Below are 18262 nucleotides of genomic sequence, written 5' to 3'. Positions count from 1 at the left end.
GCCCACATCTGTTAGAAAGACTTATATCACGAAAACCTGAGTTTGATGTATGATAGAGGTGCTGTCAAATCCAAAGAAATTCTTCGAAAACCTCGACAGTTTTGGGATGAAGGTGCCCCTGCTCGTGATATTCGTTATGGCAATACCCTCAGCGGTCATACAGTACGAGGTTCTCAAGGCAATAAAGCCTCTCCTCCCGCCGGAGATGTCCCAGCTTGGAGATGTCCTGCCGCTGATAGGCATTTTCTCGATAATACCGACATACATAATCATGCTGATACTCTTCCTCATAATCTCGGGGGTAATCCACCTGATCTCCGGGGCCTTCGGAGGAGAGGGTGAGTTCAGGAAGACCGCCACGGTCGTTGGATACGGGCTGATACCCTACGCAATAGTCTCGTACATCCAGATGGCGATCTCGATCTACAGCCTGAGTCAGGCGGGTGAGTTCGCGAGCATTCAGGAGTTCATAGCCTACATGACCGACTGGAACAGGATCGCCTCCTCGGCCATAATCTCAGCCGCTGGAATCGTGTGGAGCATAGCGATATGGAGCCATGGGATAGCCATAGTGAGAAAAATAGAGTTCAGGAAGGCTCTGATTTCCTCCGCAATACCAGCGCTGCTCTACCTCGCCTACACAATCTACACGCTCTACAGCCTGCCGAACGTGGGAAGCATGGGAGGGATTTAGTCCTCAACCTCCTTCATCATGTGCTTCTTTCTTTCCTTTGCCGTGTAGCCCGTGAGCTCGTCCAGAAACCTGTTGTACGTTCTCAGGGTCTCCATCGCCGTCTCGCTGTCAACGTTTGGGTTCGTTCTGCTCTCGGCCTTGAGCCTCTTTCCATCGAGCCAGAGTCTGAGCTCCTCGATGGCCTTGTACCTCACCACATAAACGTCTCCGTCCTTCTCAAAGCTGCCGAAGTACTTGACTATGAGCTCCTCAAGCCTTTCAGGAGTGGGCTTGTAACCCCTCTTGAACCTGTACTCGCGCATGCCCAAGACACGGCAAAAAGTATAATATAGTTTTTTCCAGAAACGTCATCATGGATGAAACGAGAATCTACGCTGAGAAGATAGATGTTGAGAACCCAGTCATTCTCACGAGCTTTCCCGGCATAGGACTCGTCGGCACGATAGCCACTGGTCACTTCATCGTGGAGCTCAACCTTGAGCCTGTTGGAGTGGTTGAGTCGAAGCTCCTTCCGCCCATAGCGACCCTCAACGAGGGGATAATCCAGCCTCCCATAAGGATCTACCAGTGCTCCGAGAAGAACTTCGTGCTGATCCACTCTGACGTCCCCATACATCCGAGCATAGCCTACGAGCTGAGCTCGGCAATAATAGACTGGGCAACCACGATAAACGCAAAGAGGATCGTCTCCCTCGCAGGCCTCACCACGTTCGAGGACAAGAAGAGGGTGTTTGGGGCCGCGACGTCAAAAGAGGTGCTCGACGAGATAAGGGAGCACGTGGAAATATTCAGGACGGGGACGATAAGCGGTATAGCCGGAAGTTTGCTTAACGAGTGCTTTGCAAGGAAGTTCCCGGCATTCGCGCTGCTCGGAGAGACTGGTGGGTTCAACCCCGACCCGAGAGCTGCTGCAGAGGTGATAAACACCCTCAACAAGATATACAGCTGGGACATAAGCGTGGAGAAGCTGATAAAGGAGGCGGAGTTCATAGAGGCGCAGATGCAGAAGCTTGCTGAACAGACCCAGATGCAGGAGACAAGGGAGGAGTACCACCCGATGTACGGGTGATGGCCATGAGGTGCTACATAATCTCCGGCATATCGAGGCAGGTTATTGAGGAGATTCTGAGGGGAAACCTCAGGACTCTCGAGCTGAGGAACGTCATAAACGTCGCAACCGCGCTCAATACGAAGCTTGGCGACTGCGTGTTCATAACCACAGCCAAGAACGTCGATCTGGGAAGAGGGGTCACGGGAATAATTGCCGAGGTTGAGGGGAAGGAGATCGTTTCGCATTCCACGTTCTTCGCAAGGAACGACTACTTCGAGGAGTGCGAGATGACGGTTGTCAGGCTCAGGGTCAGGCCGAAGGCGCTCGGCAGGCTCGTGCAGGTCTTCAGAAAGGATCTGCTGAGCCCGGTGGAGGGAGAGGCCATACAGGTGGACCATTTCCTCGCAAGGTGATCTGATGGCCATAGTCGAGGAGTACGAGTTCGGCAGGATAGTCATCAACGGCAGGGAGTACAGGGAGGACGTGATAGTCCACAGAAACGGAGTCGAGGAGGGATGGTGGAGAAAGGAGGGACACAGGGTCAGCCTCGACGACATCAAAAGGATCATGCAGCTCAACCCCGAGGTCGTTGTCTTCGGAACGGGCGCATACGGCAGAATGAGGGTGGACGAGGAGGTCAGGAGGTTTCTGAACGAGAGGAGTGTGGAGGTCATCGAGGACGAGAGCTTCTCGGCGGTCAGGATATTCGAGAGTCTGCTCAGGTCTGGCAGAAATGCTGTCCTCGCCATACACCTCACCTGCTAAACTATTTTTAACCCCGCTCGCCAACAAGGAGCGGTGAGGGTAATCAGGGTTGCCCCGGAGAGGTTCCGGGACGAGGAGCTCGAGCCGGCTGCAGACATCATAAGGCAGGGAGGGCTTGTAGCGTTCCCAACCGAAACCGTCTACGGCCTTGGGGCAGATGCGCTGAACGAACGGGTTGTGAGGAGGATATTCGAGGCCAAGGGAAGACCGTCTGACAACCCGCTGATAGTCCACGTCTCTAGCATCGAGGAGGTCTACAGAATCGCGAAGCCAAACAGGGTAGCGGAGAAACTCATGGAGGAGTTCTTCCCCGGGCCTCTGACCCTCGTAATGGAGAAGAGAGAAGCTGTGCCGGAAGTGACGACCGGAGGACTGAGAACCGTGGCTGTCAGAATGCCCAAGCACAGAGTAGCTCTGAAGCTGATAGAGCTGTCCGGAACACCCATTGCCGCACCATCGGCCAACAAAAGCGGAAAGCCGAGTCCAACAAGAGCGGAGCATGTGATGGAGGACTTCGAGAGCGAGATTGAGTGTGTCATCGATGCCGGCAGGACTGAAGTTGGACTGGAGTCCACCGTAGTCGACACCACCGTCTACCCTATAGAGATCCTCAGGCCCGGGGCGATAACGAGGGAGATGCTGGAGGAGCTATTTGAGGTGAGGGTGGCCGGGAAGAGCGATGTGGCGAGGAGCCCGGGGATGAAGTACAGGCACTACTCCCCCGAGGCGGACACGATAGTCATCGTTGGGGAGAAAAGGAGGGAGGAGATCAAAAGGCTCGCACACAGGCTTGCCGGAGAGGGGAGGACTGTGGGAGTGGCAGCGATGAACGGGGAGGAGTTCGAGAGCGTTGCCCCACACGTCTACGACCTCGGAGCCAGCCTCGAGGAGTTTGCGGAGAGGCTTTTCGACGCCCTGAGAACTCTCGACAGGTTTTGCGACGTCATAGTCGTCGAGGGGGTGGAGCAGAAGGGAATAGGGCTGGCAATAATGAACAGGCTCTCCAAGGCCGGGAGAGTGTACCGGGTTTAGTAGGCGTTGTAGAGCTTTTCTTTCCTCAGGTACTCGCCCCTGTCAATGAGGTTCTCTACCACAACCCTCTCCTCCTCTGCCTCAAGCATCCTCACGCCATCGAGCCTCGCCCTTCCAAGGCCAAGCACGTCTCCATACTTGTTCACCACGAACACGACGTCGTTCTGCCTGACGTCCCTGTCAACATCGAGGACAGAGGATGCGAACCCATCCCTGCCGTACAGGAACAGCATCTCTCCCTTCTCTCCAACAAAAACGCGCTTTCTGTTTCCAGCGAGCATGCTCGCCCCTTCTAAGGTGAGCCTGAGCCTCCTGCTCCCGATCTCTCCAACCTTCACCCCGAGGCTCCTGAGGTTGGCAAGGCCTCTCAGCTCCCACGCATCTTTTGTGCACACAAACAGCTCCCTTCTCTCGCCTTCAACCACAAAGAAGACGTGTGTCCTCAGAAAATTATCGCGGCCGAAAAACCTGAGGGCGTTTCTGAGCACCTTCAGTTCCTTCTTCCTAAGCTCTCTGACTTCCATATCCACTCACGCATCGACTGGACGGCCTTCTTCATGGACGAGTAGTCCCCGTCAATCCTGAACGACTCGACCGCGTTGATCATCACCGCCTCCCCAACCCTCTCACCGAGCACGTCCCTGTGCTCTCTCCCGAGCACGACCTCTCCCATCCTCGACAGGCGATAGGCTGAGGAGCCGTGGCTGATCCCGACGACCCTGAAGGATTTCTTCAGAAAGTAGGGCTTCTCCCTCGAGCCGAAAAACCTCAGCTTTATCCTCGACTCCTCGGCAATCAGGGAGGTGTTCATCTCGAGGGCCTTGTCGTTTATCCCCACTTCCCTCTCGCCAATCTCCTCACTGAATCCACCCAGCTTTGAAACGTATAGGTCCGCAACAACCTCTCTCGGGTACGGGTACATCAAAAAATTTGGTTGAAAAAGGGAGGTAATAAAGGTTACGCCCTCTCCCTCAGAGCCTTTCCGAGGGCCTTCGCGACGTTTATCAGAAATCCGAGAGCGTACTTGACGTCCGGATCGTTCAGAGCTTTGAGAAGCCCGGTTACGCCAACGGGCTCAGGCTCCTTGTCGCACCTGCAGATCGCATCTCCCACCGCGTCAATCAGCCTGAGGGCGTTGTCGCTTGTGAACTTCGCGGAGATGAGCCCGAGGTTCGCGACGAGCTCGGCGTTCTTCTTGATGATCTCATCGCTCAGCGTGTCCTCAGCGACCTTGACGAACGACGCAAGATCCGCGAGCGTGTCTATCGCTCCGGTCTTCTCGAGCATTATTATCTTGTCTATGAGCCTCTCAATCGCATCCTGATTCTCCACAAGCTTCTCAACCAGCTTTTCCGTCCTGTCCTCCATCATATCACCTCACAGCAGACCTCTCGCGGTGAGCCAGTACGCCTTGTTGTAGGCCATCTTGACGAAGTGCACGAACTTGCTCGGCATGACGGGCTGGGGCGGTGTGTAGTAGTCGAACCAGATGTACGTCGCCTCCTCCCATCCGGTCTCTATGAAGCAGAACGCCTTTCCGTTGAACATCGCAGTTGGCTCTATGCCCTCAATCTCGGCTGCGAGGTTCTCCGCAACGACCTCAGCCTGGAAGTGCGCGACGCTGCCTGCCTTGCTCACCGGCAGGTTCGTGGCATCTCCAAGAGCGTACATGTTCTCGTAGCCCTCAACCTTCAGCGTGTACCTGTCTGTGGGGACCCATCCTCCCTTGTCTCCAAGACCGGAGTCCTCGACCACCTTCGCACCCCTGTGGGGCGGGATGGCTATCAGCAAATCGTAGCTCTCCTCCTCACCCTCGAGCGTGATGATCTTCTTGTTCTTGGCGTCAACTTCAAGCGGGTTGAAGAACGTCTTGTACTGTATGCCCCTCTCGTCGAACATCGGCTGGATCATCTCCACGACCGGATCCATCGTGAAGATCTTGTTTATCGGGTAGGTGTAGAGGATCTCGCTCTTGTCCCTCAGGTTTCTCCTCTTCAGGAAGTCGTGGAGTATGAAGCTAACCTCCATCGGCGCGACGGGGCACTTGTGCGGAACGCCCATGACGCTCACGACCACCTTTCCTCCGGTGAACTTCGCGAGAGCCTCCCTGAGCCTCACCGCACCCTCAAAATTGTAGAACCAGTGTCCACCCTCCTTAAGGCCCGGAATCTCTTCAGGCACAACCCTCGCTCCGGTGGCGATCACGAGGTAGTCGTAGTCGTAAACGCCGTTCTCCGTCACGACCCTGTTGTTCTCCGCCTCGATTTTTGTAGCCCTGTCTATCACTATGTTGACAGCCGGATCGAGCAGCTCCCTGATGTCCCTCTTGAGCTCGGCCTCTCCGAGCCTGTTGAATATCAGGTACAGAAAACCGGGCTCGTAAACCTGATACGGCCTGTCAGTTATGAGCGTAACCTCAACATTACCGTCTCTGATTTCTCCCCTGATCTTGGGGACGAGGTAGTTCGCCGTGAGGGTTCCGGCTACACCTCCGCCGAGAATTACTATCCTCTTCATCGCATCACCTCAAAAAAGGAAAAAATTACTTGGTCTTCTTTACCACGATTCTCCAGTAGCCGTCAGCCTCGAACACGCCAATGAGCTCGTGGCCGGCCTTCTTGACCCACTCCGGGATGTCCTTGGCCGAGCTCTCGTCGCTCGACCAGACCTCGATGACCTTGCCGACGTCCTCCTCCTTTATCGCCTTTATGAGCTCCATGAGCGGCCCGGGGCAGTAGCTGCCTCTCGCGTCTATGACCCTGTCAGCCTTCACATCCTCCATTTCTATCACCCCCTTTCAGCAAAAAATTTAGATGAAGAGCACCTGCGCGTCCTCGACCATTCCAAGGAACGCCGAGACACCAACAACGTCGTCGAAGATGTCCACGAAGTCGTCGATCTTCAGCTTCAGCATGTCCATGATCATTCCGCACGCGTACATCTTCAGGTTCCCTACCTCCTTCGCCTGCCTGAAGGTGTCGATGAAGAGCGGAGCTCCGCTCTCGATCATTCCCTTGCCGAGCTCTCCAGCGGTCTTCCAGGCCTTATTCTCAACAACGTCCTTCTTGAAGGCCATCAGTCCGTCCATCGTCGCGAAAACAATTACTTCCGTGCCAAGAGTTGACGCCACGCTCGCGATTATGCTCGCGGCCTGTATCTTCTCAAGCTCTCCGCTTGCCAGAACTATTGCCAGCTTACCCATTCTCTCACCTCAATCAAATTATGATTATAACCATATAAATGTTCCCGGTTTTTGAAAACCTGTTCAAAACATATGATTAATCGGTATGAACCAGCGAGTTGAAGCGCAAGTTAAATAGCCGGTGCTGGCAATAAAAAACCATGGAGGATAAGGTGTTCGTTTTCACAATCGGAACAGCCGGGAGCGGAAAGTCATACTTCACCTCCTCTTTCTCAGACTACCTTGACTTCAAGAAGATAGACCACGCGATAGTCAACCTCGACCCCGGGGCTGATTTCCTGCCCTACGAGCCGGATGTTGATGTTAGGGAGTGGATAACCGTCGATGACGTGATGGAGAAGTACAACGTGGGCCCCAACGGGGCGCAGATCGTCTCGGCAGACCTCATAGCCACCAAGGCTGAGGACATCTTGGACGAGCTCGACCTCTACAGCGCAGACTACGTGCTCGTCGACACTCCCGGCCAGATGGAGCTGTTCACGCTGAGGAGCAGCAGCGAGATAATAATTCAGACGTTCGGAAGGCAGAACTGCGTTTCCGTGTTCCTTTTCGATCCCGTTATATCCCAGAGGGCCTCGGGCTTCACCTCGATGGTGTTCATGTACTCCTCTGCAGTTATGAGGCTGAACATCCCCCAGATCCCGGTGCTGAGCAAGGCAGATCTGCTGCCAGAGCACGACGTGAAGAGGATACTCACGTGGAGCAGGGACACGGATGCCCTTTACGATGATGTCTCCAAGGAGAAGGGACTCTCGAGGGATCTGTTCCACCTGCTGAGGGAGGCGGGGCTCATAAGGCCCCTCATACCCGTGTCGGCCAAAACCGGAGAGGGTATGGACGATGTCTACGACATAGTTCAGGAGATATACTACGGTGGAGAGGATCTCGAGAGCATGAGGTTCTAACCGCCGGCAATCGGGGGGAATATCGCAATCCTGTCCCCTTCTCTGAGCTCGGGGATTTTCTCCATGTCCTTCACATTTCTTCCGTTGATCAGGATGATCCTGTCGTCCCTCAGGGTGCCGTCCTCCTCGTAGACCTCGCGGTAGAACTCCTCCCCGAACACCTCACAGGCCTTTCTCACGGCCTCTTCGAGCGTTCTCGCGTCAACCTCAGCCCTCTTTCCGTACCTCTCCCTGAGGGTTGCGAAGAGCTCGATTACCACCATGTACAAAAAAAGGGTTTGGGAGCTATTTATCAGTATCTCTCCACGATCTTTATCGAGCCCATCGGGCAGACGCTCTCACAGAGGCCGCAGGTTGTGCACCCCTCGAGCTCGACCTCACCCCGTATCGCGGACATCTCCGCGTCCTTGGCTATCTTGCAGACCGCCTCGCAGAAGTGGCAGCCTATGCACGAGTCGTCAACGCTGACCAGAGCCCTGATCTCGTGGTAGTCCCTCCTCTTCTCTGGCAGGTGTATCTCGGTGTAGCGATCTGAGACGTGTCTGACGATCTCTATCGCGTCTCCGGGGCAGTACTTCTCGCACTTCCCGCAGTAGTTGCAGGCATCGCTGAAGACGACAACCTTCCCCTCACCGTACTCGTAGCCTATCGCCGAGTTGGGGCAGATGTTCATGCAGATGCTGCACTCCTCCCCAAGGCACCTCTCTGCAATAAACCTCTGCTCCCCCTCGAAGAGCCTGTTGACATGAATGGCGTCGAACTGGCAGACCTTCTCACACGTCAGGCAGAGGGAGCACGAGTCCGAGATCTGGATGTCCCCGCTTATCGCGTACTCCATGCTGAGCTTGCAGGAGTCGCAGTGTATTTCTATCACGTCTTTCGGACAGGATGCCTGACATATCTGGCAGTATATGCACTTCGACTCGTCTATGACCGGCTTTCCTCTAATGAGCCTGACGGCATCGGTGGGGCAGAAGATGACACAGTTCCTGCACTGGATGCAACCCTCTCCAATTCTGATAAAGCCGTTCCTGACCTTCTCCTTCTCAAGCCTCTTCTCAACGTCTATGGCATCCCTCGGACAGTTTTCCGCACATATGCCGCAGTAAACGCACCCCTCGACCTCGACCTTCGAGTAGTGCATCCTGTCGAGTATCTTCTGGTAGGGGGAGGAGTCGAGGTGGAGGGCACCATACTGGCAGTAAACGGTGCAAACTCCACAGTCAATACACCCTTCTATCTCCGCATGATAGCCTGACTCGATTTTGTAAACGTTAATTGCCGATTTGGGGCACGTTATCTCACATAATCCGCATCCGACGCAGTTCTCGGCCCTAAACGAGACTGTCATGATTCTTCAGGGAGATCTATGTTATTTAATAGTTGCGGTATTGCATAAAATTGCAAACAAATAAATACAAATTAGCCGCATAATAATTTATAATTAAAATCGTCAATTGCAGAAAGAAAAATCGTCAGAAGTTCAGAGGTCGAGCCTGAGGGAGTCCCAGTACTTGGAGTGTATCTTTCTGACCTCCATCACATTGTCCCTGACCTTCTGCATCGCGTAGCTCTTCTTCCTCCACTTCAGCTCGGCCAGATACTCCTCGGGCTCCCTGATGTGAGAGATGTCAAGTCCTGCCATCGCGGAGATTATGGCGAGGTTCGTGTAAGGCAGGGCCTGCTCAACGCTGTACCCTCCCTCCAGAACCGCCACCAGCCTGCCATCACACAGCTCCTCGGCCAGGCCAACAGCCCTCTTCATTATCTCTCCATATCCCCTCGCAGTCAGGGCAAGCCCGGTTATCGGGTCGGTGAAGTGGTTGTCCTGACCTGCAGAGATGGCGATGAAGTCGGGCTCGAATTCTCTCACCACGGGCTCAATCACATTGTCCAGCACGTACATGTAGCCCTCATCCGAAGTTCCCGGCGGCAGGGGGATGTTGATCGTATATCCTTCCCCCTTCCCCCTCCCGACCTCGTAGGGGTAGCCCGTCCCGGGGTAGAGGGGCATCTGGTGTGTTGAGATGAAGAGCGCCGAGTCGTCCTCGTAGAATATCTCCTGAGTTCCGTCGCCGTGGTGGGCGTCCCAGTCGAGGATCGCCACCCTCTCAAATCCGTTTTTCTGGAGCCACCTGACCATTATCGCCATATTGTTCAGGTAGCAGAAGCCCGCTCCAGTATAGGGCTTCGCGTGGTGTCCCGGAGGCCTGATCATCGCAAAAGCGTTGTCCACCTCGCCATCAGCAACCGCCTTGGCCGCCCTTATTGCCCCACCGGCCGCAAGCATAGCCACGTCAAACAGCCCGATGGGGATGTTTGTGTCGAAGTCTATGAACCCTCCCTTCTCGCTTTCCCTTCTCAAAAACTCAACATATTCAGGAGTGTGAACCTCGAGCACGTCCTCAAGGCTCGCCTCGAATGGCTCGAGCATCACAATGTTGTCCATGTCGAAAATTCCCTCCTCCATTAGCTGGTCGAGGGTGTAGGCGAGCCTCTCCCTCCTCTCAGGATGAGTTGGGCTCTGCTCATGCTCCAGATACTTTCGGTGATAGACTATACCTGTCCTCATACCGCATCACAACACAGCCCCGGCCTTATCTGCACCACAACATCGGCGATCTTGCCCCTCTTTATGCCCCCCCTCACTATTGAGAAGGAGTTGAAGTAGACCACGTCAACATCCCTCACATCCCTCTCGTGGGCGCCATACTCAACAGCAAGCTCCCTCGCCCTTTCAACCGCCATCGATATCAGCTCCTCGTCATCTGGATGGCCGGAGATTCTCTCGATCTGCTCAGAATCGAGCTCTCCGTTGAATATGGCCACCCTCCTCTCGGTGTCAAACCTCGCGTAGAGCGTGAGGCTGACCCTCGACACCGCAACCCCCACAGCGTTCGCTGACTCGTGGTGCATTGGAATAACATACCTCTTTCCGGACTTCTCAGCAATCTTGGGAATCAGGTACCTCGCGAGATAACCTGTGCCTATTATGAGATCCGAATCAACACCCGACACGACCTCAGCGACCCTGTCAGTGTATGCCTCAACCTCCCTCTCCGCAGCACTCTCGTTCAGAGCATCTCTCGACCTCCTGTGATCTCCGATCTCCTCACCCACAACGTTCAGCAGGTCTGTGAGCGTCGCGTATTTCCCACCAAACGCCAGTGGCTTGTCGAGCCTGTAGGGCTTCAGCTCCCCGCTGTAGAGGCTGTCCCCGCCAAAAGGGATCGAAACGCTCCTCACACACCTCACGTGGGTCTTCATGCCCTGTATCCTGACCTTCTCCTCAACCTCTGGTGCTCCGTTCCTGAGAAGTAGGATGTCGGTCGTGGTTCCGCCTATGTCCACGATGATGGCGTTCTCCTCTCCCGTCAGGTACCTCGCCCCGTATGCGACCGACGCTGGACTTGAGTTGTACAGCTCGGAGGGATTCCTCATGGCAACCCTCCACGGGATTATGCCACCGTCCCCCTTGTAGTAGAAGAAGTCCTCGGTGAACCTCCTGATGCTGTTTGTCAGCTCCCAGACCTCCCTTGAGATCTTGGCGTTGATTATCGTCGTGTTTATCCTGAGGGGAAAGTTTATGTGCCCGACGTGGTGGCTCAGAGCCACGCTCTCCTCGCCAACATACCTCCTCACAACCTCAAGCGCCCTGTGCTCGAGCTCCGGATTCCTGACCGAGAACTTGCCAGAGATTGCAACAGCATCAAACTCCCCGCTCTTCAAAGCCATCTCAACCTCTGCAGGGTCTATGTCCTCGACAACATCGCCCCTGTGGTTCACGTAGCCCTTCAAAACCACCCCGTAATTCTCGTAGTTGAGCCCCGGGCCGGGGAAAACGAGGGACAGAACCTTCACCCTGTCAAACTGACTCGTGAGGATGTTGAGGGGTAGGGAGGTGCTTATAACAAGCCTCGATCTCCTGAGGTCAACCCTCTCCTCAACATCGCTCAGTATGCGGGTTATTCCATACTCGTTGGGGTACTTGAACGTCTGGAGGTTGCCGTCCTCGTCTATGTAGGCCACGTCAGTGTTGGTGCCGCCGACGTCGATGCCAACGATCATCGAGTGCTGAGGTGCACGAGGATATTTAATTATTGACATTCTTCACTTCAGCACCCTGCCGGTCTTCATGTACCACATGTAAAGATCGAGAACGCCCGGCTTCATGCCTGCCATTTCCGAGAGCTCGAGGAACTTCTGCTCGATCTCGAGGTACCTCCTCCTCGTCATGGTTCTGGGAACCTCGATCATCCCGTGCTGGGCCATGAGCGCGAGTATGTGCCTGTCCAGTATCGCAACGTCCAGATACCCGACGTTCCTGAGGAAGTGGCTTGCCTCCTTGTATCCCAGCCCCTTCACGTCCCTGACGAGCCACTCCCTCGCCCCGAAGACTCCGCCAACCTCAATCCTCTCAAGCACGATCTCCTTTATGTTCGCGTACTTCCTTGCATTAATTATGAACTCGGCCCTCTTCCTCCAGAACCTGTGTCCGGCCTTTCTCAGCTCCTCCTCAAGCCTGTTCCTCGGCAGGGTCAGGAATCCCTCGCCAACAGAGCTCTGAATCTTTATTCCAAGCTCGGCTGAGCTGTTGGCCGTTAAAATGCAGAAGCAGAGCTCGCTGAACCACTCCTTGTCGCTCTTGCTGTTGAACTCGAGAAACTCCGAAACCCTTCGGTCTACAATCTCCCCTATTTCCCCCTCAAGGGATCTGATTCTGGAAATGAGAGAAAAAATTGAATCACTCAAGCGCCTGAAGCACCTCGGCCTTCAGCCGGGCTTTTCCGCCTGTCGGCTCAACAAGGGTTCTCCCGCAGACGAGACACTTCACGTGGGTGGAGGCGTGGTCAAAAACCACCTGCTCGTTCTCGCAGTCCGGACACTTAACCTTCAGGAACCTGCTCATACCATCACCCCACAAGGTCGAACCTCTTGGCCCTCCAAGTGGGGCGGTGCTCGGCCTTACCGCACTCGGTGCACCTCCACCTTATGTTCACCCTCTTTGTGGGCTTATCCCCTCCGGGAACCTTGCTGAACTTGCCGAGGTTGCCGACCTTGCCCCTCCTCTTCTTCTGCCTGTTGATCCACCTGAGAGAGCTCTGCTTACCCTTGCTTACCTTCTCCACCTCGTGAACGGTATGCCTGTTACAGTACTTGCAATACGTCCTGACCTTTTTTGGGTACTTCATCTTTTCACCTCTATTTTTTCAGCAACACCACTATTTATCAGGGCGTTAGCATTAAGGGACGGAATTAATACCACATCCTCCTTTCTCAATTTATATGTTTTTCCGTCAACACCCTCAAACTCCGGAATGTCCTGCTTGATTCTCAGGAGAACCCTGTCAGACTCCTCCGCTGGCCTTGCCTCCTCAATTCCCTCCCCCTCGACCACCTGCTTTTTGTAGTCCATCAAAAGCTCAACCAGCCTCTCGTAAAACTCTCTCTCAACCCCGATCATGTTCTCCCTGCCCTCGATTCCGCTCTCGGTTCCGCAGACCTCCGCCCATGCAAGATTGATTATCTTTATCGTCCTCATCTCGAATATCCTCTTCTGCAGCCTCTTCATCGTTCTGAGCTCCTCATCAACCCTTGCAAACTCCTCGTCGCTTGCCGACTTTCTGAGCTCGCTCAGCTCGTCTATCCTGCGCTTTATCTGGATGTAGAGATCCTCGTCTATCTTCTGAATCCCCTCCCTGCTCTTCTCCAGCAGTATCAGCAGATCATCAATGTTCACCATCACCACCCGTACAGAGCGACGTTCCTGCATATCAGGTAGAGGGCCGCAAACTCCGGCAGGGTGTGCTTCCCTCTGCTCAGCCTGAACTCCTCCCCCATTAACCTGAACCTCACTCCGGTTTTAACCCTTACCCTCACCCCCTCATCCCCAAACGCCACCGCATCTTCAAATGGATCAAAGCCCTCAACCTCGTCCCTGCTTAGGGGCGTGACCCTGAGGGACGTCTTCCCGTGCAGGGATCCGGGAAGCCTTATCAGCCTCTTCACATCCGCCGTGACAGGTGGATCAACGTGTATCCTGAGGTGTTCCACGCACCTCCTGAAGAGGGCTGGAAGCTTTCCCCTCACGGGCTTGGGCAGCTGTCTGAAGTCCCCGCCGTAGATTTTCTCCCTGTTTGCTGGGAAAACCGTTTCAAGTCTCTCTGCTGTGCTCTTTCTCACTCCCAGAACCTCCATCACCTTTCCTTTCTCTATCGCCCTCTCGATTATCCTCGCCATGCACCTTCCAACCCTCAGGTGCTGGGAAGTCTGGGGGAGAGTCTCGCTGAACTCAACGCCCTCGAGCATCAGGTAGTCGACGATCTCCCTCCTCTCACCGCTGCCCATCTGCCGGAACTCCTCGTCGTGAACGTGTATGTGATATCCCCTGCCTCCCGAAAAGACGATCGTCATGTCCTCAACGCCAAAGTCCTCCTCGAGCAGGTCGTAGAGCCTGATGATCTGCCTCTTTGCTCCCTCCAGACCTCCCTTTGGGAGGTGGTCTGCGTCAATGTCGAAGATTAAATCTGCCCCCTTCCACCCCTTGTCGTCCATCCTCTCCGCCCCGGGGTTCTCGTAGTAGGCGGAGGAGTAGTAGGCGTGCAGGGGAGGGTTTTTGATCACATAGCCTCTAAACTCTATGTCGCTCTCAAACGCCATGTGCCTGTTCATGACGAAATCCGGAAGGGAGTCAACGCTCACGAATGCCCACTCCCTCTCGGCGAAACCCCTTGGAAGGGGAATTTCTGCCCTCGCGTAGTACTCCGAGAACTTCTGGCGGAGGAACGACTTGGTGATCGTGTCCACAGCAATTCTAAGGGTGAGCTGATTTAACTCTTGCTCCTGACCACGATGATGATTCCGGCCATCACCATCGCACCGCCGATGACCGTTAGATATGTTATCTCCTCCCCGAGCAGGAAGTATCCGGCGAGAATCGAGACCACGGGTATGGCCTGCAGGAACACGGACGCTTTGGAAGCCTCCTCCCTGTTCAGGAAGTAGTACCAGCCCTGATACGAGAAGTAGGTCGGGAAGACCACAGACAGAACAGTCAGCAGATCTGCCCTGAGAACGCTGTGAAAGGACGTGATCGCGAAGGGAATGAGCGGCACAGAGCCGAGAACCATCACATATGACGTTAGAACCAGAGGGTCGTACTTCCTCATCAGAACCTTCCCGCCAACCGTGTATATTCCTGCAGAAAGCGTGGCGATGAGGACGAGGAGGATTCCCGTCAAATCACCCCCACTCTCGGGGTGTGAGAGAACGTAAACGCCAAGCAGGGCTATCACTATTCCAGCAACCTTGGCGAGCGTTATCCTCTCGTCAAGGAACATCGCGGAGAATATCAGGACAAAGACGGGGGACATGGCAATTATGAGGCTCGCCACGCCCGATGGGATGAACATCTCCCCAGCATTTAGCGAGACGTGGTAGATCGCAACCCCGAACACACCTATAAATGTGACCTTCAGGAGATCGCTCCTCTCGATCCTATACCTGCTGTGGACTATTGTCGCGATGAACAGTGTATCGGCCACGAGGAACCTCAGGAAGGCGAGCTCGTAGGGTGTGAGGCTCTGAACAGCGTACTTTATTGCCGTGAAGGCAAGCCCCCAGAAAAGGATCGTGAAGAAGAGCACGACCCACTTCAGCCTGTCACCCATCCCTCCTCTGCCCCTCCCAGACGTTGCCAACAATGTGGTAGCCTCTCTCCTCCCAGTACCCGCCCTCAGGGCTGTCGGTGAACACAAGCTCGCAGACCCACTTCGCGCTCTTCCAGAAGTACAAATCCGGAACCACGAGCCTCACGGGAAAGCCGTGCTCTGCTGGCAGTACATCGCCGTTCATCTTTAAGGCGAGAAGTGGCCTCTCGAAATACTCAACCGGTATGACTGTCGTGTAATCGTCAAGAGACCTCACCAGCACGTAGCTGGCGTTTGTGGGCTTCGCCATCTCCATCACTGTCCGAGCCGGAACCCCCCTCCCACCTTATTCCGAGGACGCTCCACCCCTCGACGCAGTGTGCTGGCACCTCAACCTCCACACGCTCCATTTCCATGAGAGAGTCATAGGTTAGGGTGAGGCTGTTCTCAACCCTGCCCGTGACCTTGAGGGAGTAAGAGGAAATGTCCACGTCAGGAATGCTGGATACGTTGAGCACCGGCAGATCGGGGATTTCCTTCTGACCGGGAGGTAGCATGTCACGTGCTCGATTTTGATGTTTTAAACCCTTTCCCCAAAGGTTTTTCACCGCACTCTCGCATGTTCAGTCATGAAGAGGATCGGACTCATCGGCGGGCTGAGCCCTGAGTCAACGCTCTACTACTACTCGGAATACATAAGGCAGTCGAGAGAGGTGCTGGGAGATAACAGGTACCCGGAGATGATAGTTTACAGCATAAATTTCGGGGAATTCCTCTCGTCAGACTGGGAAGGAAGGTGGAGAATTCTGAGCAACGCTGTCAGGTCACTGGAGAGGGCTGGGGCGGAGATTCTCGCCATAGCATCCAATACGCCCCACAAGGTGCTTCCGGAGCTGAAGAAGATCACGGATCTGGAGTTCGTGAGCATAATAGACGCGGTGGCTGAGAAGGCTAAAGAGGAGGGATACAGAAAGCTCCTCCTGACCGGGACAAAGACAACCATGACTGAGGACTTCTACAGGAGGGAGCTGGAGGAGAGGGGGTTTGAAGTCATTATCCCGGACGAGGTGGACGATATCCACGAGATAATATTTCAGGACCTTGTATTCGGGAGGTTTGACAGGAAAGAGAGGCTTGTCGAGATAATCAACGGCTATGATGCTGATGCAGTCATACTCGGCTGCACCGAGCTTCCTCTGGCAGTGAAGGAAGGAGACGTGAAGATGGGACTTATAGATTCGGCGAAGGAGCACGTTAGGGCTATGCTGCGGAAGGCTCTCGAATAATTAACTTTTTAAAATTGCGGAACCCAGTTTGAACCATGGAAAAGGTCAGCGTTCTCGTTGAAGCGCTGCCGTACATCAGGGAGTTTCACGGGCAGACGATGGTGATAAAGATAGGCGGGCATGCGATGGTGAGCGAGGATGTTCTGGAGAAGACGGTCAAGGACATACTCCTCCTCTACTTCGTCGGGATAAAGCCCGTTGTCGTCCACGGTGGCGGGCCGGAGATAAGCGAGAAGATGAAGAAGTTCGGCATACAGCCGAAGTTCGTTGATGGGCTCAGGATAACCGACAAGGAGACCATAGAGATAGTCGAAATGGTTCTCGACGGGAAGGTGAACTCCAAGATCGTCTCATACTTCATCAAGAATGGGGGAAAAGCGGTCGGAATGTCTGGGAAGGACGGGCTTCTTGTCGTTGCGAGGAAGAAGAAGGTGAAGAAGAAGGTTGGCGAGAGCGAGGTCGAGGTTGACCTCGGGTTTGTCGGTGAGACGGAGTACGTGAACCCGGGAATTCTCGAGATAATAATTGACAACGGCTACATACCCGTGATCTCCCCTGTGGCGATAGACCTGAACGGCAACGTGTACAACATGAACGCCGACATTGTGGCAGGTGACATAGCCGGAGCCCTGAAGGCGAAGAAGCTCATCATGCTGACCGATGTGGATGGGATCTACAGGGACAAGGACGACAGGAGCAGCCTGATCTCGAAGATGAGCAAGGATGAGCTCGAGAGAATGCTGAGGGAAGGAAGGCTGGACGGGGGCATGATTCCCAAAGCTGAAGCGATAATAAACGCCCTGAACAACGGCGTTGAGAAGGCCCACATAATCAACGGCTCGAAGGAGCACTCAATTCTGATAGAGCTGTTCACGAAGGAAGGAATCGGGACGATGGTCTACAGGTGACAGAATGAAGCTCGGCTTCCAGCCCGACATTGACCACTCTCTCGAGGAGGCGTTTGAGTTCGGCAGTGAGAACGGCTTCACCCATCTCGAGCTCCTGATGGACCACCCCAACTTCCACTACGAGAGGCTCGACGCCAAGGAGGTCATGGAGCTCTCCCTGAGCTACGACCTCGAAGTCCTGATTCACGCGTCTGCAATAAACACGAACTTCCTCGCCATAAGCAGCGAGATGAGAGAGGCAAGTTACAGGGAGCTTGAGAACACGATGATATTCGCCGAGAAGTGCGACGCAAAGGTAGTGACCGTGCACATAGGCTGGAACCCGGGGTTCATAACCGCGAGAGGTTTCGTGTTCAGGGAGGAGTGGTACGACAGGCACAACGAGAGCGTTCTGGTGGAGGAGTTTCTGCCGTTCGCGGAAAAATACGAAACCCTCGCGATAGAGAATACTATAGGGATCACGGGCGGGATAAGGAGGGGGCTGGAGAGGATTCTGAACGAGACAGATGTTAGGCTAACCTTCGACATAGGCCACTACAGGGTGAAGGAAGGGCACGACCTGTTCCTGAACAACTTCGACAGAGTCGTGAACGTGCACCTGCACGACAACAGGGGAGAGTACGACGAGCATCTGAAGCTCGGCGCCGGGAACACTGACTTCTCCATAATCCCAAAGAGCTACAGGAACTACCTGACCCTCGAGCTGAGGGATGAGGACGCGATTCTCGACTCGAAGGAGTTCGTTCTGAAGTCCGGGCTCTGGATGTGAA

At 54.6% G+C, this 18262-nt stretch carries 26 protein-coding genes and 1 pseudogene; 9 read left to right on the top strand and 18 right to left on the bottom strand.

Features of this window, described 5'->3' with window-relative positions; all coding sequences use genetic code 11:
- Positions 1 to 49 precede the first annotated feature (49 nt).
- A complete protein-coding gene (locus GAH_RS05905; protein ID WP_048095306.1) occupies positions 50 to 694 on the top strand; it encodes a Yip1 family protein in 645 nt (214 codons plus the stop codon).
- Here the strand turns inward: GAH_RS05905 and GAH_RS05900 are convergent.
- Positions 691 to 996: a DUF5611 family protein gene (locus tag GAH_RS05900; RefSeq protein WP_048095305.1), complete on the bottom strand. Its 306-nt coding sequence runs from the start codon at positions 994 to 996 to the stop codon at positions 691 to 693. The two genes, GAH_RS05905 and GAH_RS05900, sit on opposite strands and share 4 nt — an antisense overlap.
- A 50-nt stretch (positions 997 to 1046) precedes the next feature.
- On the opposite strand from GAH_RS05900, the gene GAH_RS05895 reads away from it, so the two are divergent.
- The 4 genes from GAH_RS05895 to GAH_RS05880 are packed head-to-tail and all read left to right on the top strand — an operon-like array spanning position 1047 to position 3542.
- Entirely contained in the window at positions 1047 to 1763 is a 717-nt protein-coding gene (locus GAH_RS05895; protein ID WP_048095303.1) for a proteasome assembly chaperone family protein, read from the top strand.
- 5 nt (positions 1764 to 1768) lie between these two features.
- Entirely contained in the window at positions 1769 to 2158 is a 390-nt protein-coding gene (locus GAH_RS05890; RefSeq protein ID WP_048096785.1) for a DUF473 domain-containing protein, read from the top strand.
- A gap of 4 nt (positions 2159 to 2162) precedes the next feature.
- Complete coding sequence (locus tag GAH_RS05885; protein ID WP_048095301.1) at positions 2163 to 2510, top strand: Mth938-like domain-containing protein; 348 nt, start codon at positions 2163 to 2165, stop codon at positions 2508 to 2510.
- 33 nt (positions 2511 to 2543) lie between these two features.
- A complete protein-coding gene (locus GAH_RS05880; RefSeq protein WP_048095299.1) occupies positions 2544 to 3542 on the top strand; it encodes an L-threonylcarbamoyladenylate synthase in 999 nt (332 codons plus the stop codon).
- Here GAH_RS05880 and GAH_RS05875 read toward each other — a convergent pair.
- The 6 genes from GAH_RS05875 to GAH_RS05850 are packed head-to-tail and all read right to left on the bottom strand — an operon-like array spanning position 3539 to position 6744.
- Positions 3539 to 4066 (bottom strand): NIP7 pre-PUA domain-containing protein, encoded by a 528-nt coding sequence (locus tag GAH_RS05875; protein ID WP_048095297.1) that lies wholly within the window; start codon positions 4064 to 4066, stop codon positions 3539 to 3541. The genes GAH_RS05880 and GAH_RS05875 overlap by 4 nt on opposite strands.
- A complete protein-coding gene (locus GAH_RS05870) occupies positions 4033 to 4464 on the bottom strand; it encodes a hypothetical protein (protein WP_048095295.1) in 432 nt (143 codons plus the stop codon). The genes GAH_RS05875 and GAH_RS05870 overlap by 34 nt, the downstream gene beginning before the upstream one ends.
- 35 nt (positions 4465 to 4499) lie before the next feature.
- Positions 4500 to 4913, bottom strand: a complete 414-nt coding sequence (locus GAH_RS05865; RefSeq protein WP_048095293.1) for a DUF1641 domain-containing protein — start codon at positions 4911 to 4913, stop codon at positions 4500 to 4502.
- A gap of 6 nt (positions 4914 to 4919) precedes the next feature.
- A complete protein-coding gene (locus tag GAH_RS05860) occupies positions 4920 to 6059 on the bottom strand; it encodes an NAD(P)/FAD-dependent oxidoreductase (protein ID WP_048095291.1) in 1140 nt (379 codons plus the stop codon).
- A gap of 25 nt (positions 6060 to 6084) precedes the next feature.
- Positions 6085 to 6324, bottom strand: coding sequence for a sulfurtransferase TusA family protein (locus GAH_RS05855; protein ID WP_048095288.1), 240 nt, complete (start codon positions 6322 to 6324; stop codon positions 6085 to 6087).
- Between the two features lie 27 nt (positions 6325 to 6351).
- Entirely contained in the window at positions 6352 to 6744 is a 393-nt protein-coding gene (locus tag GAH_RS05850) for a DsrE/DsrF/DrsH-like family protein (RefSeq protein ID WP_048095287.1), read from the bottom strand.
- 140 nt (positions 6745 to 6884) lie between these two features.
- Here GAH_RS05850 and GAH_RS05845 point away from each other — a divergent pair, with 140 nt between their 5' ends.
- Positions 6885 to 7649: an ATP/GTP-binding protein gene (locus GAH_RS05845; protein ID WP_048095285.1), complete on the top strand. Its 765-nt coding sequence runs from the start codon at positions 6885 to 6887 to the stop codon at positions 7647 to 7649.
- On the opposite strand, the gene GAH_RS05840 is transcribed toward GAH_RS05845, so the two are convergent.
- The 11 genes and pseudogenes from GAH_RS05840 to GAH_RS10935 all read right to left on the bottom strand — a co-directional run bounded on the left by GAH_RS05840 (position 7646) and on the right by GAH_RS10935 (position 15855).
- The gene (locus GAH_RS05840; RefSeq protein ID WP_048095283.1) at positions 7646 to 7912 is read right to left on the bottom strand and encodes a MoaD family protein; all 267 of its coding nucleotides are present in this window, start codon (positions 7910 to 7912) and stop codon (positions 7646 to 7648) included. The genes GAH_RS05845 and GAH_RS05840 overlap by 4 nt on opposite strands.
- Positions 7913 to 7941: 29 nt before the next feature.
- On the bottom strand, positions 7942 to 9000 hold the full coding sequence (locus GAH_RS05835; RefSeq protein ID WP_048095281.1) for a 4Fe-4S binding protein: 1059 nt from the start codon (positions 8998 to 9000) through the stop codon (positions 7942 to 7944).
- A 132-nt stretch (positions 9001 to 9132) separates the two neighbouring features.
- Positions 9133 to 10221 (bottom strand): histone deacetylase family protein, encoded by a 1089-nt coding sequence (locus GAH_RS05830; RefSeq protein ID WP_048095279.1) that lies wholly within the window; start codon positions 10219 to 10221, stop codon positions 9133 to 9135.
- A complete protein-coding gene (locus GAH_RS05825) occupies positions 10218 to 11717 on the bottom strand; it encodes a hydantoinase/oxoprolinase family protein (RefSeq protein WP_048095277.1) in 1500 nt (499 codons plus the stop codon). Before GAH_RS05825 ends, GAH_RS05830 begins: the two co-directional genes overlap by 4 nt.
- A gap of 42 nt (positions 11718 to 11759) precedes the next feature.
- On the bottom strand, positions 11760 to 12401 hold the full coding sequence (locus tag GAH_RS05820; RefSeq protein WP_245603984.1) for an N-glycosylase/DNA lyase: 642 nt from the start codon (positions 12399 to 12401) through the stop codon (positions 11760 to 11762).
- The gene (locus GAH_RS05815) at positions 12394 to 12558 is read right to left on the bottom strand and encodes a 30S ribosomal protein S27e (protein ID WP_048095275.1); all 165 of its coding nucleotides are present in this window, start codon (positions 12556 to 12558) and stop codon (positions 12394 to 12396) included. The genes GAH_RS05820 and GAH_RS05815 overlap by 8 nt, the downstream gene beginning before the upstream one ends.
- Positions 12559 to 12562: 4 nt before the next feature.
- Positions 12563 to 12841 carry a 50S ribosomal protein L44e gene (locus tag GAH_RS05810; protein WP_048095274.1) on the bottom strand — a complete coding sequence of 93 codons (279 nt, stop codon included), beginning with the start codon at positions 12839 to 12841 and terminating at the stop codon, positions 12563 to 12565.
- Positions 12838 to 13392 (bottom strand): hypothetical protein, encoded by a 555-nt coding sequence (locus tag GAH_RS05805; RefSeq protein ID WP_245603983.1) that lies wholly within the window; start codon positions 13390 to 13392, stop codon positions 12838 to 12840. Before GAH_RS05805 ends, GAH_RS05810 begins: the two co-directional genes overlap by 4 nt.
- Complete coding sequence (gene priS, locus GAH_RS05800; protein ID WP_048095273.1) at positions 13392 to 14456, bottom strand: DNA primase catalytic subunit PriS; 1065 nt, start codon at positions 14454 to 14456, stop codon at positions 13392 to 13394. Before priS ends, GAH_RS05805 begins: the two co-directional genes overlap by 1 nt.
- A gap of 23 nt (positions 14457 to 14479) precedes the next feature.
- Entirely contained in the window at positions 14480 to 15319 is an 840-nt protein-coding gene (locus GAH_RS05795) for a DMT family transporter (RefSeq protein WP_048095272.1), read from the bottom strand.
- A pseudogene (locus GAH_RS10935) lies at positions 15312 to 15855 on the bottom strand (molybdopterin-dependent oxidoreductase). The gene GAH_RS05795 and the pseudogene GAH_RS10935 overlap by 8 nt, the downstream one beginning before the upstream one ends.
- Positions 15856 to 15927: 72 nt before the next feature.
- Between GAH_RS10935 and GAH_RS05785 the strand changes: the two are divergent.
- The 3 genes from GAH_RS05785 to GAH_RS05775 are packed head-to-tail and all read left to right on the top strand — an operon-like array spanning position 15928 to position 18261.
- Positions 15928 to 16584: an aspartate/glutamate racemase family protein gene (locus tag GAH_RS05785; protein WP_048095271.1), complete on the top strand. Its 657-nt coding sequence runs from the start codon at positions 15928 to 15930 to the stop codon at positions 16582 to 16584.
- A gap of 35 nt (positions 16585 to 16619) precedes the next feature.
- Positions 16620 to 17492 (top strand): acetylglutamate kinase, encoded by an 873-nt coding sequence (argB, locus tag GAH_RS05780; RefSeq protein WP_048095270.1) that lies wholly within the window; start codon positions 16620 to 16622, stop codon positions 17490 to 17492.
- A 4-nt stretch (positions 17493 to 17496) separates the two neighbouring features.
- Positions 17497 to 18261 carry a sugar phosphate isomerase/epimerase family protein gene (locus tag GAH_RS05775; RefSeq protein ID WP_048095268.1) on the top strand — a complete coding sequence of 255 codons (765 nt, stop codon included), beginning with the start codon at positions 17497 to 17499 and terminating at the stop codon, positions 18259 to 18261.
- The last annotated feature ends 1 nt before the right edge of the window (position 18262 follow it).

The organism is Geoglobus ahangari (assembly GCF_001006045.1).
GTDB classification, from domain to species: domain Archaea; phylum Halobacteriota; class Archaeoglobi; order Archaeoglobales; family Archaeoglobaceae; genus Geoglobus; species Geoglobus ahangari.
This window is presented reverse-complemented; position numbering and strand designations above follow the sequence as displayed.